The organism is Blastococcus sp. DSM 46786, assembly GCF_900109665.1.
Taxonomy (GTDB): Bacteria; Actinomycetota; Actinomycetes; order Mycobacteriales; family Geodermatophilaceae; genus Blastococcus; species Blastococcus carthaginiensis.
The window spans coordinates 18,608-32,380 of record NZ_FOAO01000006.1; the positions used below are offsets into that span (position 1 = coordinate 18,608).

Sequence of the window (13,773 nt, forward strand, 5' to 3'; positions counted from 1 at the left end):
CGAGTGGGGCCCGGGGGCTCCGCTCAGCCCGGGGACGGCTCCTGGCCGCGGTGTCGCCCGGAGGGTGACAGAGGGCGCAGCGGCAGGTGGGCGCCGAGATCGGCGCGGTTGCCGCTCGCGCTGACCCCGCCCTCGGCGAGCGCCTCGTCCCAGGTGACCTGACCGGTGGCCAGCCGCAGCCAGGTGGCGGCATCGGTCTCCACCACGTTGGGCGGGGTGCCCCGGGTGTGCCGCGGCCCCTCGATGCACTGCACGGCGACGAACGGGGGCACCCGCAGTTCCACGGAGCGGCCCGGCACCTGCTGGGCCAGCCAGCGGGCGCTCGTCTTCACCGCCGCACCCAGCACCGCCCGGGGCGGCTGCTCGGCCTCGCCCGCCAGCCAGGCCCGCACCGGGTCGACCACCGCCCGCAGCTCGTCGGCCGGGATGGGGGCCGGCATCAGGAGGTCGGGACGGTGCCCGCCGGAACGGTGCCGACCGCGTCCTCGGGCGCTCCGAACAGCGCCGGCAGGGTGGCGCTCCAGGTGGCCCGCAGCTCGTCCAGCGGCAGCTCGGCCAGCCCGTCGACCGACAGCGCATCGCCACCGGTGGTCCCGAGCTCGGTCACCGGCACGCCGGCCCACCGCGCGGTGGTCTTCACCCCACCCGGATCGGTCGTGGTGACGACGACGCGCGCCGTCGACTCGCTGAACAGCGCGGTGAACGGGTCCTCGCCCAGCTCGAGGCGGGCGCCGACGCCGTGGCGCAGCGCCGACTCGGCCAGCGCCTGGGCGAGACCGCCGTCGGCCAGGTCGTGCGCGGAGCCGACCAAGCCTGCCTTCGCCAGCGCGGCGAGGAGGTCGGCGAGCGTGCGCTCCGCCGCCAGGTCCACCGCCGGCGGCCGCCCGCCGAGGTGGCCGTGCAGGACCGACGCCCACGCCGAGCCGCCGAACTCCGGCCGCGTCTCGCCAAGCAGCAGCACCGTCTCCCCCACCGCCCGCCATCCGCTGGGCACCCGGGTGCGGACGTCCTCGTGCACACCGAGCACACCGATGACCGGCGTCGGGTTGATGGCGACGTCGCCGGTCTGGTTGTAGAGGCTCACGTTGCCGCCGGTGACCGGAAGGCCGAGCTCGCGGCAGGCGTCGGCCAGGCCGCGGACGGCCTCGGCGAACTGCCACATGACCTCGGGGTTCTCCGGGGAGCCGAAATTGAGGCAGTTGGTGACGGCGAGGGGCTTCGCGCCGGAGACGGCGACGTTGCGGTAGGCCTCGGCCAGGTTGAGCTGCGCGCCGGTGTAGGGATCGAGCCGCGCGTAGCGGCCGTTGCCGTCGAGCGAGAGGGCGATGCCGCGGTGGCTCTGCTCGTCGATGCGCACCACGCCGGCGTCGTCGGGCTGCGCCAGGACGGTGTTGCCGCGGACGTAGCGGTCGTACTGCTCGGTGATCCAGGTCTTGTCCGCGCCGTCCGGGCTGCTGACGACGGCCAGCCAGTGCGCCTGGAGCTCCTCGGGCGTGGTGGGGCGGGGCAGCCCGGCGGCGTCGTCGGCCTGGAGCGCGTCCAGGTCGGCGGGGCGGGCCATCGGCCGCTCGTACACCGGGCCCTCGTGGGCGACGGTGCGCGGCGGGACGTCGACGATCCGCTCGCCGTGCCAGTCGACGGTGAGCCGCGCGCCGTCGGTGACCTCACCGATGACGGTGGCCAGCACGTCCCACTTCGCGCAGACCGCGAGGAAGGCATCCACCTTGCCCGGCTCGACGATCGCGCACATGCGTTCCTGCGACTCGCTCATCAGGATCTCGGCGGGCGTCAGCGTGGAGTCGCGCAGCGGGACGGTGTCGAGGTCGACGTGCATGCCGCCGGTGCCGGCGCTGGCGAGCTCGGAGGTCGCGCAGGACAGCCCGGCGCCGCCGAGGTCCTGGATCCCGGTGACGAGGTCCTGGGCGAAGATCTCCAGGCAGGCCTCGATGAGCAGCTTCTCGGTGAACGCCGCGCCCACCTGGACGCTGGGGCGCTTGGCCGGGCCCTCGGCGTCGAACGTCTCGCTGGCCAGCACGCTCACGCCGCCGATGCCGTCGCCGCCGGTGCGGGCGCCGAACAGGATGACCTTGTTGCCCGCGCCCTCGGCCTTCGCCAGCCGGACGTCCTCGTGCTTCATGACGCCGACGCACAGGGCGTTGACCAGGGGGTTGCCGGCGTAGCAGTCGTCGAAGAGCACCTCGCCGCCGATGTTGGGCAGCCCCAGGCAGTTGCCGTAGCCCCCGACGCCGGCGACGACGCCGGGCAGCACGCGAGCGGTGTCGGGGGCGTCGGCGCGGCCGAAGCGCAGCGAGTCCATGACCGCGACCGGGCGGGCGCCCATGGTCAGGATGTCGCGCACGATGCCACCCACACCGGTGGCCGCGCCCTGGTAGGGCTCGACGTAGCTCGGGTGGTTGTGGCTCTCCACCTTGAAGGTGACCGCGTAGCCGTCGCCGACGTCGACGACGCCCGCGTTCTCGCCGATGCCGACGAGCAGCGCGTCGCTGGGCGGGAGGTCGCCGAACCGGCGCAGGTGCACCTTGCTGGACTTGTAGGAGCAGTGCTCGCTCCACATGACCGAGTACATCGCCAGCTCCGCCGTCGTGGGGCGGCGGCCGAGGATGCCCTTGATCCGGGCGTACTCGTCGGCCTCGAGCCCGAGCTCGGCGTAGGGCTGCTCGTCGTCCGGCGTGCTCGCGGCGAGCTCGACGGTGTCCAGCCGGTGGGCCAGCCGGCCGGGGCCGGTGTCGAGCTCGGAGAGCCCTGCGGTGGCGCTGGCCCGGCCCGCCGTTCCGTCGTCGCTCACGCGTTCACGACCGCCTTCAGGACGCTGGTGAAGAAGCCGAGGCCGTCGGTCGACGGCCCGGTGAGGTCCTCGATCGCGTGCTCGGGGTGCGGCATGAGCCCCACGACGCGCCCGTTCTCGCTGGTGACACCGGCGATGTCGCGGCTGGAGCCGTTCGGGTTGCCGCCCTCGTAGCGGAACACCACCCGGCCCTCGCCCTCGAGCCGGTCGAGGTCGGCGTCGGCGGCCACGTAGCGGCCCTCGCCGTTCTTGACCGGGATGACGATGCGCTGGCCGGTCTCGTAGTCCTGCGTCCAGGCGGTGTCGGCGCGCTCGACGGCCAGCACCTGGTCGCGGTTGCGGAAGTGCAGGTGGCTGTTGCGGGTGAGCGCCCCGGGCAGCAGGCCCGCCTCGCAGAGCACCTGGAAACCGTTGCAGATGCCCAGCACCGGCAGGCCGCCGTTCGCCGCGGCCACGACGTCCTGCATCAGGGGCGAGCGGGCGGCGATGGCACCGGCGCGCAGGTAGTCGCCGTAGGAGAAGCCCCCGGGGAGGACGACGGCGTCGACGCCCCGCAGATCGTGGTCGGCGTGCCAGAGGGCGACCGGCTCGCCACCGGCCAGCCGTACCGCGCGCGCGGCGTCGACGTCGTCCAGGGAGCCCGGGAAGGTGATGACACCGATGCGCATGGCTTCAGGCTCCCAGGTGCAGCTCGACGTCCTCGATCACCGGGTTCGCCAGCAGCGTCTCGGCGATCTGCTTCAGCTCGGCCTCGTCGGGTGTCCCGTCGACCTCGAGCACGAAGTGCTTGCCCTGGCGGACGCTCCGGATGGAATCGTGGCCGAGCCGGCCGAGCGCGCCGAGCACCGCCTGACCCTGGGGGTCGCTGATCTCCGGCTTCAAGACGACGTCGACGACCACGCGGGACACGCCGCCGAGCCTACCGGGGCGGCTCACCCACCCGGCGTGAGCCTGCTCTCCCCGCCCACCGCCTCGCCGAGTGCGACGAACTCGTGGCCATCGCGGCCCGATAACCACGAGTTCGTCGCACTCGCCGTCAGTGGCCGGTCAGCACGCGGGTCAGCAACCGGAGAACCGCCGCTTGGCGCCCCAGGACGTCCGCTGAGCTGAACCGCAGAACCTGCCAGCCGGCCAGCACGATCGCGTTCTGCCGGCGCAGGTCGTTGACGAAGACCCGCCGCTCGCGGTGCACGTCGCCGTCGAACTCCACCAGCACCCGCCGCTCCGGCCAGGCCATGTCGACGGCCGCGAGGAAGCGGCCCCGCTCGTCACGGACCTCGTGCTGGAGAACCGGGCACGGCAGTCCCGCGTCGAGGATCGCCCACCGGAGGACCGACTCCATGGGGGAGCCCGCACGGCGGTCGCCCCGTCCCATCACCGCCCGCGCGCGAGCGGCTCCCCGCCGTCCGCGGTAGCGCCGGACGGCGTGCGCGAACTGGTCGGCCGGGTAGCCCTGGGCGAGCAGTTGGTCGGTGACCGCAAGGAGCGCCGCAGGCGGCACCACACCGGCGAGGTCGATCCAGGTCCGGCTGGGCGAGGTCACGAGCAGGCCGTCGATGCGCCGCGTCTCGGGGGCGGGCACGACCGAGGCGTGGATTACCCGGTCCGCCCGCGATCGGACACGGGCACCCGGCGGCACGGTGAGGTGCACCCGCCGGTCGTCGTCGACCAGCGGGACCTCGAGGTCCCACAGCTCCGCCGCCGTCCGGTGGCTGAGCACCGAGCCGGCGGGAGCACCCAGGAGGACGGCGTCGATGCGCTGCCGCAGCATCCATCCCGCATCTCGCGGCAGGTACGTGTCCCTCGACGTCCGGATGATTCCGTCATGCCGTAGCTGCCAGTCGCTCACCCCGGTCGAGCGGGCTCCACGTCGGTCGGTCGGCGCGTGGATGCGCGGCGGGACGGGCGGGGTCGGCACCCGGGCAGCCTGCCCGGACGCCGCGAAGGCCCGCTGGCGTCGTCCACAGGCGAACCGGGTGCGACGAACTCGTGGCGATCAGCGGCTGATGGCCACGAGTTCGTCGCACTCGCGGCGGAGCACGGCGGGGTGGCGGGGCGGAGCACGGCGGGGCGGGGCGGGGCGGGGCGGGTCAGGCGAAGGTCTGGCCGGTGAGGCGCTCGTAGGCGGTCACGTAGCGCTCGCGGGTGGCGGCGACGACGTCCTCCGGCAGCTCGGGCGGCTCGGACACGCGGTCCCATCCCGAGGAGGTCAGCCAGTCGCGGACGAACTGCTTGTCGTACGACGGCTGCACCGCACCCGGCGACCACGTGTCGGCCGGCCAGAAGCGCGACGAGTCGGGGGTGAGCACCTCGTCGCCCAGGACGAGGGAGTCCCCCGCCGCCCCGAACTCGAACTTGGTGTCGGCCAGCACGATCCCGGCGTCGGCGGCGATCTCCGCACCCCGCCGGTACAGCGCGAGGGTCAGCTCACGCAGCTGCTCGGCCCGTTCGGCGCTCACCAGCGCGATCACCCGGGCGAAGTCGATCGCCTCGTCGTGCTCACCGATCTCCGCCTTGGTCGACGGCGTGAACACCGGCTCGGGCAGCCGCGAACCCTCGACCAGCCCGGCGGGCAGCGGGACGTCGCGGATCGAGCCGGTCCGCTCGTACTCCTTCGTCCCCGAGCCCGACAGGTAGCCGCGGGCCACGCACTCGACGGGGAGCATCGCCAGCCGCCGCACGAGCATCGCGCGACCGGCGACGCCGGAAGGCACCTCCGACGCCGAGACCAGGTGGTGGGCCGCCCCGAACGACGCCAGCACCGGCGCCAGCTGCTCGAACCACCACACCGACAGCCGGGTCAGCACGGCGCCCTTGTCCGGGATCGGCGTGGGCAGCACCCGGTCGTAGGCCGAGATGCGGTCCGACGCGACCAGCAGCAGCCGGTCGGGGCCGGCGTCGTAGATCTCCCGCACCTTGCCGCGGGCCACCAGCGGGAGGTCCACCATCACGTGAGCGCCGCCAGCCGGTCGAAGAGCGGACCGAGGTTCGCCACGTACTTCTCCGGCCGGCAGATCTCGTCCAGCCGCCCCTCGTCCAGCGTCACGCCCGAGGACGACGCCCGGGCCCGCAGCGTCTCCCGGAACGGGACACCGCTGTTCCACGTCTCCATCGCCGCCGACTGGACCAGGGCGTAGGCGTCCTCGCGCGACTGCCCGCTCTCCACCAGCTCCAGCAGCACCGAGGAGGTGTAGATCAGCCCGCCGGTGGACTCCAGGTTCGCCCGCATGCGCTCGGCGTCCGCCACCAGGTTCTCCACCAAGCCCGCGGTCAGGTGCAGCAGGTAGTCGGTGGTGATCGCGGCGTCGGGCAGGAACACCCGCTCGGTCGAGGAGTGCGAGATGTCGCGCTCGTGCCAGAGCGGGATGCCCTCCATGACCGGCACGATCGCCGCCCGCACCACCCGCGCGAGCCCGGCGATGCGCTCGGAGCGGATCGGGTTCTTCTTGTGCGGCATCGCGCTCGAGCCCTTCTGGCCCGACCCGAACGCCTCGGAGAGCTCGCGCACCTCGGTGCGCTGGCCGTGCCGCACCTCCAGGGCGATCGCCTCGCAGACGGTGGCGATGATCGCCAGCGCGGAGACCCACTCGCTGATCGAGTCGCGCAGCACCACCTGGGTGGAGGCGTCGGCGGGACGCAGGTCCAGCGCCTCGGCGACCGCGACCTCGACCGAGGGGTCGATCAGCGAGTACGTGCCGACGGCGCCGGAGATGGCGACGACGCCGACGCGCTCGCGGGCGGCCCGCAGCCGGTCACGTGACCGGGCCGCGGCGAAGGCCAGGTCGGCGATCCGGTGCCCCCACACGTCCGGCTCGGCGTGCACGCCGTGGGTACGGCCCACCTTGATGGTCCCGCGGTGCGCCAGGCCGTGGTCGCGCAGCGCCGCCACGAGCCGGTCGGCCTTGGCCAGCAGGATGTCGGTCGCCTCGGTGAGCTGCACGGCGAGCGCGGTGTCCAGGAGGTCCGACGACGTCATGCCGTGGTGCACGAAGGCGGCGGCCGAGCGCGGCTCGGTGTTGTCGGCCCACGCGGTGAGGAAGGCGATGACGTCGTGCTGCGTCGTCTCCTCGATCTCCGCGACCCGCTCGGCCGTGGGCGGGGGCGCGTTCCGCACCGGCTCCACGACGTCGGCGGGCACGCGGCCGGCCGCGGCGTGCGCCTCCAGGACGAGCGTCTCGACGCGGCACCACAGCTCGTACTTGTGGGCGTCGCTCCAGACCCGGCCCATCTCGGGGAGGGTGTAGCGCTCGATCATGCGGGTACCGCCCGCCACCGGTCAGCTCGTCGCAGCACGGGGACAGTCTCCCGCAGGGCTAGCGTGACACGAACGGCCCCCTACCGGAGGTGATCGATGCGGCGTCGCGCCCGAGATCTCGCAACGCGGGCTCGCGAGCGCATCCGCGCCGCGCGGGAGCACGATCCGCACGCCTGGCACCACCACCACGGCCCGCCCGACCCGTACCCGGTCGGCATCCGGGGCGACGGGGCGCACGCCGACGGGGCCGGCCGGGACGACGCCGGCGGTCCGCCACCGCTGGGCAGCCCGGCCCCCGGCGCCCCGGACCTCGACGGCGCGCTGGGCCCGGGCGGGGTCAGCGGCCCGCCCGCGCCCGGCTCCCCCGGCGGTGCGGCGCCGCACCTGGACGGGCACGCGTCCGGCGCGCGCCACAGCGGGCCGGAGGACATCGTCCCGTTCGGGCTGCGCACCGCGGCGGCCTGGTCGTGGCGGCTGATCGTGGTGATCGCCGGGTTCTCCGTGCTGCTCTGGGCCGCGGCCTACATCGCGGTCGTCATCGTCCCGGTGCTCGTGGCGCTGCTGCTGTCGGCGCTGCTGCAGCCGGGCGCCGCGGGGCTGGCCCGGCGCGGGTGGCCGCCCTCGCTGGCCGCGTTCACCATGCTGCTGGTCGGCCTGACCGTGGTCGCCGGGATCATCACGCTCGTCGTCGAGCGGTTCACCGCGGGCTTCGCCGACCTGGCCGAGCAGGTCAGCGAGGGGCTGGAGCAGGTGCAGACGTTCGTCGTCCGCAGCTTCCCCATCACCGAGGGGCAGCTCGCCGACCTCCTCACCCAGGCCCAGGACGTGCTGCTCGACAACCAGGACACCCTGGCCTCCGGTGCCCTGACGACCGCGGCGACGGTGGGCGAGGTCGTCGCCGGCATCGTGCTGGCGCTGTTCACCCTCTTCTTCTTCCTGAAGGACGGCCGGTCCATCTGGCTGTGGCTGGTGGGCCTCTTCCCCGCCGCTTCCCGCGCCTACCTCGACGAGGCCGCCCGGCGCTCCTGGCGCACGCTCATCTCCTACGTCCGCGCGACCGTCGTGGTGGCGCTGGTCGACGCGGTGGGCATCGGCATCGGGCTGGCGGTGCTCGGGGTGCCGCTGGTGATCCCGCTGGCCGCACTGGTCTTCCTCGGCGCCTTCGTGCCGATCATCGGCGGCTTCCTGGCCGGCACCGTGGCGGTGCTGGTGGCGCTGGTCTCCAACGGCCCGATCACGGCACTGATCACGCTCGCCGTCGTCATCGGCGTCATGCAGCTCGAGGGGCACGTCCTGCAGCCGCTGCTGCTGGGCCGGGCGGTGCGGGTGCACCCGCTGGCGGTGGTGCTCGCGATCGCCGCGGGCCTGCTGATCGGCGGCATCTTCGGCGCCCTCATCGCCGTCCCCACGGTGGCCTGCGTGAACGTCGCGGGCACCTACCTCAGCCGCCGGCACGAGGGCCCGCGGCCGCCCGAGCCCCGGCCCGAACGCGCCCGCCCCGTGGTCGCGGCGAGTTAACCGAGGGCGATCCGGCCCTCGACCGCGGCCAGCGCGATGTCGGTGCGCCAGTGCGCGTCGGCCAGCCGCACGCCGGCGACCCGCTCGTAGGCGGCCTGCCGCGCGGCGGCGAGGTCGTCGCCGGTCGCGGTGACGGCCAGCACCCGCCCGCCGGCGGAGAGCACGGTGCCGTCGTCGGCGAGCGCGGTGCCGGCGTGCAGCACGCCCTCGCCGTCGGCGCCGGTGACCGGGTCGCCGGTGCGCGGCGCCTCGGGGTACCCCGGTGCGGCGACGACGACGGTGACCGCGGCACCGTCGCGCCAGCGCAGCGGCGGGTGCTCGCCGAGGGTGCCGGTGGCCGCGGCGTGCAGCAGCCCGCCCAGCGGCGTCTCCAGCAGCGGCAGGACGACCTGGGTCTCGGGATCGCCGAACCGGGCGTTGAACTCCACCACCCGGACGCCGCGCGAGGTGAGGGCCAGCCCGGCGTAGAGCAGGCCGGTGAACGTCTCGCCGCGGCGGGCCAGCTCGTCCACGGTCGGCTGCAGCACGGTGGCCAGCACCTCCTCGACCAGCCCCACCGGGGCCCACGGGAGCGGGGCGTAGGCCCCCATGCCGCCGGTGTTGGGGCCGGCGTCGCCGTCGTCGCGCCGCTTGTGGTCCTGGGCGGGCACCAGCGGCAGCACGGTCGTCCCGTCGGTGACGGCGAACAGCGACACCTCCGGCCCGTCGAGGTACTCCTCCACCAGCACGGCGCCACCGGCGTCGAGGACCCGCCGGCCGTGCGCGGCGGCGGCCTCCCGGTCGGGGGTGACGACGACGCCCTTGCCCGCGGCGAGCCCGTCGTCCTTCACGACGTAGGGCGCGCCGCCGGTGAGCGCCGCAACCTCGTCGAGGGCCGTCTCCAGCTCGGCCGGGCCACCGACGGGCCACGAGCGCGCGGTCGGGACGCCGGCCGCGCTCATCACGTGCTTGGCGAAGGACTTGCTGCCCTCCAGCTGCGCGGCCTGCGCCGAGGGGCCGAAGCACGCGATGCCGGCCTCGCGCACGGCATCGGCCGCCCCGGCGACCAGCGGCACCTCGGGGCCGATCACCACGAGGTCGGCCCGCCAGTCACGCGCCAGCGCCGCCACCGCGACCGGGTCGGCCGCGGCGAGGTGCTCGCCTCCCGGAGGCGACGGTGCGGTGCCGCGCGTGCCGGCGTTGCCGGGTGCGCAGGCGAGCGCGCTCACCGCGGGGTCGGACTGCAGAGCCACGCACAGGGCGTGCTCCCGGGCACCGGAGCCGATCACCAGCACGCGCACGATCCGCGACCCTACCGATGCCACGCGGCGGCGGCCCCGCGGCAGGGGCGCAGTCCCACCCGTCACAGACACACCGTGTGAGATCGCCCACGTCGGCTCCGGTCCTCCGCTGGTCAGCGCGGTGGCCGCTCGATCGTGCGCAATCCGTCCCCTCCAGTTCGCCCCCGATTCATCCGATTCATGTGTTGTGGGTGCCATGCGCGCGACCGAGTCGCTGACCGACCGGCCAGTGACACGCCTTCCCCGGCCCGTCGTCATCGGACACCGCGGAGCCCCGGCCTACCGGCCGGAGCACACGCGGGCCAGCTTCGAGCTGGCCGTCGACCTGGGCGCCGACCTCATCGAGCCCGACGTCGTGCTCAGCCGCGACGGCGTGCTCGTCGTCCGGCACGAGACCGAGCTCTCCCTGTCCACCGACGTGACCGACCACCCGGAGTTCACCGACCGCCGGACCACGAAGGTGGTGGACGGCGAGCTGTGCACCGGCTGGTTCACCGAGGACTTCACCCACGCCGAGCTGCGCACGCTGCGCGCGGTCGAGCGGATGCCCGCACTGCGCCCGCTGAACACCGCCTACGACGGCCGGTTCGGCATCCTGACGCTGGCCGAGGTCGTCGAGCTGGCGCGCTGCCGCTCCACCGCCGACCGCCGCGTACGCGTGCTCGCGGAGCTCAAGCACGCCGAGTGCACCGAAGCGGGCCGCTCGATGGCCGACCTGGTCGCCGAGGAGCTGCGCCGGCTCGGGGCCGACCGCGCCGACGGCGACGTCGTGCTGCAGTCGTTCGACCCGGCGGTGCTCCGCCGCCTGCGCACGCTGCTCGGCGAGGACGGCCCTCAGCTGGGTCAGCTCGTCGCCGACCTCCCCGCGGGCGACGCCATGGTCACGCCCTCCGGGCTGCGCGAGGTCTCCACGTACGCGCAGGTGATCGGTCCGAGCCGGGAACGCGTGCTGGCCGGCGCCGCCGCGCAGGCGCTGACCGGCACGCCGCACCTGGTGGAGCAGGCGCACGCGGCCGAGCTGGCGGTGTTCTGCTGGACGCTGCGGGCGGAGAACGCCTTCCTGCCCGAGCACCTCCGGCGCGGCACGGCACCCGACGGGCTCGGCGACGCCGTCGGTGACGCGATGGCGCTGCTCGCGCTGGGGGTCGACGGCCTGATCAGCGACTCCCCCGACCACGCCGTCCGCGCCCGCACGGCGGTCACCGCCCAACTGGTCTGACGCCGTCGGGGGACTGCGGCGCGGGGCCCGGAGTGCTCCCGGCGCGGCTTGCGCAGCGGCTCAGCGCGAGCCCGCCCGCTGCCTGGCCGCGGTGCCGTCCGGAGGACGACGGTGTCGTCGCGCCCGGGCGTCCACGCGGAGCTGCTGGCGGTGGGCCTCGGCCTCGAGCTTGCGCCAGGAGGTGAAGCGGGCGGGGTCGAGCCGGCCGTCGTCGATCGCGGCCGCGACCGCGCACCCGGGCTCGCCCCGGTGGCCGCAGTCCCGGTAGCGGCACTGCGTCCCCAGCTCCGCGACGTCGGCGAACGCGCGGTCGACGCCGTCCGCGTCGTCGTGGAGGCCCAGCTCCCGCATGCCCGGGGTGTCGATCAGCGACCCGCCGCCGGGCAGCCGGTGCAGCTCCCGCGCCGTGGTCGTGTGGCGCCCGCGGCCGTCGTCGCGGATCTCACGGGTACCGGCCACCGCCTGCCCGGCCAGCGCGTTGGCGAGGCTGGACTTGCCGACCCCGGAGGGGCCGACCATGGCGGCCGTGGTCCCGGGCGGCACCAGCGCCCGGACGGCGGCCAACCCCGCCCCGGTGACCGGGCTGACCGCCAGGACCGGGACGCCCAGGGCGTCGTCGGCGACCTGGGCGACCCCGGCCGGCACGTCGGGGCACAGGTCGGTCTTGGTGAGGACGACGACGGGCGCCGCACCGCTGCTCCACGCCACGGCCAGGTAGCGCTCCACCCGGCGCAGCCGGGCGGGCCCGATCAGCGCGTCGACCACCAGGACGGTGTCGACGTTGGCGGCCACCACCTGCGCGGCCGAGGTGCGGCCGGCGGCGGTGCGCGTGAAGGCGCTGCTCCGGGGCAGCACGGCCACCGCCAGCTCCCCGCGCAGGGCCACCCAGTCACCGACCGCAGGGCCGCCGGTGGCGTCGTCGTGCAGGGCGGGCGCGGGGTGGACCCGGCGCTCGCCGTCGGCGGCCAGCACGGTCAGCCGCGCGCGGTCGACGCGCACCACCCGGCCGGGCTCGCAGCCCGCGGTCAGCGCGGCGGCGCGGTCCGGCGTCCAGCCGAGATCGGTCAGCTCCACGCGCGGCATGCTCCCGCTACGGCGGAGGCCTGTCGCGCGATTTTCGGTGCCCGGCGACGCGGGGGCCGGAGGCCTCCCGGCGCCGGGCACTGACGCGCGAGGCACGACGACGGCGGGGCGGCGGTCGCGGATCGTGGCTGATGCCGCCCCGCGAGGCGGTCCCGACGAAGGGCGGCCGGAGGCCTCCCTGAGAAGGGCCGGCAACGGCTCAGCGCAGCAGTGGGCGGCACCTGGCCGCGGTGTTGACCCGGAGGGTCAACCGATCAGATCGTGGATGACGACGTTCTCGTCGCGACCGGGACCGACGCCGATCACGCTGATCCGGGCGCCGGAGAGCTCCTCCAGCCGCCGCACGTAGGCCTGGGCGGCCGCGGGCAGCTCGTCGAAGGTGCGGCAGTTCCGGATGTCCTCGAACCAGCCCGGCATCTCCTCGTAGACCGGCGTCGCGTGGTGGAAGTCGGTCTGCGTCATCGGCATCTCGTCGTGCCGGACGCCGTCGATCTCGTAGGCGACGCAGATCGGCACCGTCTCCAGACCGGAGAGCACGTCCAGCTTGGTGAGGAAGTAGTCGGTGATGCCGTTGACCCGGCTGGCGTACCGGGCGACGACGGCGTCGAACCAGCCGCAGCGCCGATCGCGCCCGGTGGTGACGCCGACCTCGCCGCCGTGCTTGCGCAGGTACTCGCCCCACTGGTCGTGCAGCTCGGTCGGGAACGGGCCCGAGCCCACGCGGGTCGTGTAGGCCTTCAGGATGCCGACGACGCGCTCGATCCGCGTGGGGCCCACCCCGGCGCCGACGGCCGCCCCACCCGCGGTCGGGTTGGACGACGTGACGAACGGATAGGTGCCGTGGTCGACGTCGAGCAGGGTGCCCTGCGACCCCTCCAGCAGCACCCACTCGCCGGCGTCCAGCGCCTTGCCCAGCAGCAGGCGGGTGTCGGCGATGCGGTGCTTGAGCTGCTCGGCGTAGCCGGCGTACTCCTCGACCACCTCGTCGACGTCGATGGCCTTGCGGTTGTAGACCTTGACGAGGACCTGGTTCTTCTCCTGCAGCGTCCCCTCGAGCTTCTGCCGCAGGATCGACAGGTCGAGCAGGTCCTGGACGCGGATGCCGACGCGGGCGACCTTGTCGCCGTAGGCCGGGCCGATGCCGCGCCCGGTGGTGCCGATCTTGCGCTTGCCCAGGAACCGCTCGGTGACTTTGTCGAGGGCCCGGTGGTGCGGCATGATCAAGTGCGCGTCGGAGGAGACCACCAGCCGCGAGGTGTCGACCCCGCGCTCCTCCAGGCCCGCCAGCTCGCGGATGAGCACCTCCGGGTCGATCACGACGCCGTTGCCGATGACCGGCGTGCAGCCCGGCGTCAGGATCCCGGAGGGGATCAGGTGGAGGGCGTACTTCTCGCCGTCGGGCGTGATCACCGTGTGCCCGGCGTTGTTCCCGCCCTGGTAGCGGACGACGTAGGGGACGCGGCCACCGAGCAGGTCGGTGGCCTTGCCCTTGCCCTCGTCGCCCCACTGGGCACCGATCAGCACGACAGCGGGCATCGGCTCGTGGCTCTCCTGTCCGGCGGGGTGGCGGCGCGGGTCTGCAGCTCGACACCCGGGTCGATCCGTCCGGCAG

Annotated in this window: 12 protein-coding genes; 2 read left to right on the forward strand and 10 right to left on the reverse strand. The window is 74.6% G+C overall.

The annotated features are described in order from the left end of the window. Window positions 1–23 precede the first annotated feature (23 nt). The 7 genes from BMW62_RS06920 to purB form a co-directional block, all read right to left on the reverse strand. Window positions 24–440, reverse strand: a complete 417-nt coding sequence (locus BMW62_RS06920) for a sterol carrier family protein (RefSeq protein WP_091930123.1) — start codon at window positions 438–440, stop codon at window positions 24–26. Beyond that, a complete protein-coding gene (gene purL, locus BMW62_RS06925; protein WP_211435021.1) occupies window positions 440–2,806 on the reverse strand; it encodes a phosphoribosylformylglycinamidine synthase subunit PurL in 2,367 nt (788 codons plus the stop codon). The genes BMW62_RS06920 and purL overlap by 1 nt, the downstream gene beginning before the upstream one ends. After that, the gene (gene purQ / locus BMW62_RS06930; protein ID WP_091930124.1) at window positions 2,803–3,474 is read right to left on the reverse strand and encodes a phosphoribosylformylglycinamidine synthase subunit PurQ; all 672 of its coding nucleotides are present in this window, start codon (window positions 3,472–3,474) and stop codon (window positions 2,803–2,805) included. Before purQ ends, purL begins: the two co-directional genes overlap by 4 nt. A 4-nt stretch (window positions 3,475–3,478) precedes the next feature. After that, window positions 3,479–3,715: a phosphoribosylformylglycinamidine synthase subunit PurS gene (gene purS, locus BMW62_RS06935; RefSeq protein WP_091930125.1), complete on the reverse strand. Its 237-nt coding sequence runs from the start codon at window positions 3,713–3,715 to the stop codon at window positions 3,479–3,481. A 127-nt stretch (window positions 3,716–3,842) separates the two neighbouring features. After that, on the reverse strand, window positions 3,843–4,577 hold the full coding sequence (locus tag BMW62_RS06940) for an endonuclease domain-containing protein (protein ID WP_091930126.1): 735 nt from the start codon (window positions 4,575–4,577) through the stop codon (window positions 3,843–3,845). A gap of 319 nt (window positions 4,578–4,896) precedes the next feature. Beyond that, window positions 4,897–5,754: a phosphoribosylaminoimidazolesuccinocarboxamide synthase gene (locus tag BMW62_RS06945; protein WP_091930127.1), complete on the reverse strand. Its 858-nt coding sequence runs from the start codon at window positions 5,752–5,754 to the stop codon at window positions 4,897–4,899. Further along, entirely contained in the window at window positions 5,754–7,061 is a 1,308-nt protein-coding gene (purB, locus tag BMW62_RS06950) for an adenylosuccinate lyase (protein ID WP_091930272.1), read from the reverse strand. Before purB ends, BMW62_RS06945 begins: the two co-directional genes overlap by 1 nt. Before the next feature lie 96 nt (window positions 7,062–7,157). On the opposite strand from purB, the gene BMW62_RS06955 reads away from it, so the two are divergent. Continuing rightward, entirely contained in the window at window positions 7,158–8,579 is a 1,422-nt protein-coding gene (locus BMW62_RS06955) for an AI-2E family transporter (RefSeq protein WP_091930128.1), read from the forward strand. Here BMW62_RS06955 and purD read toward each other — a convergent pair. Further along, window positions 8,576–9,859: a phosphoribosylamine--glycine ligase gene (gene purD, locus BMW62_RS06960; RefSeq protein WP_091930129.1), complete on the reverse strand. Its 1,284-nt coding sequence runs from the start codon at window positions 9,857–9,859 to the stop codon at window positions 8,576–8,578. The genes BMW62_RS06955 and purD overlap by 4 nt on opposite strands. 196 nt (window positions 9,860–10,055) lie before the next feature. Here purD and BMW62_RS06965 point away from each other — a divergent pair, with 196 nt between their 5' ends. After that, window positions 10,056–11,078 carry a glycerophosphodiester phosphodiesterase family protein gene (locus BMW62_RS06965; protein WP_091930273.1) on the forward strand — a complete coding sequence of 341 codons (1,023 nt, stop codon included), beginning with the start codon at window positions 10,056–10,058 and terminating at the stop codon, window positions 11,076–11,078. A 60-nt stretch (window positions 11,079–11,138) separates the two neighbouring features. Here BMW62_RS06965 and rsgA read toward each other — a convergent pair whose 3' ends face one another. Next, window positions 11,139–12,152 carry a ribosome small subunit-dependent GTPase A gene (rsgA, locus tag BMW62_RS06970; protein ID WP_244523884.1) on the reverse strand — a complete coding sequence of 338 codons (1,014 nt, stop codon included), beginning with the start codon at window positions 12,150–12,152 and terminating at the stop codon, window positions 11,139–11,141. Window positions 12,153–12,407: 255 nt separating this feature from the next. Further along, window positions 12,408–13,697: an adenylosuccinate synthase gene (locus tag BMW62_RS06975; protein ID WP_091930131.1), complete on the reverse strand. Its 1,290-nt coding sequence runs from the start codon at window positions 13,695–13,697 to the stop codon at window positions 12,408–12,410. Window positions 13,698–13,773 lie beyond the last annotated feature (76 nt).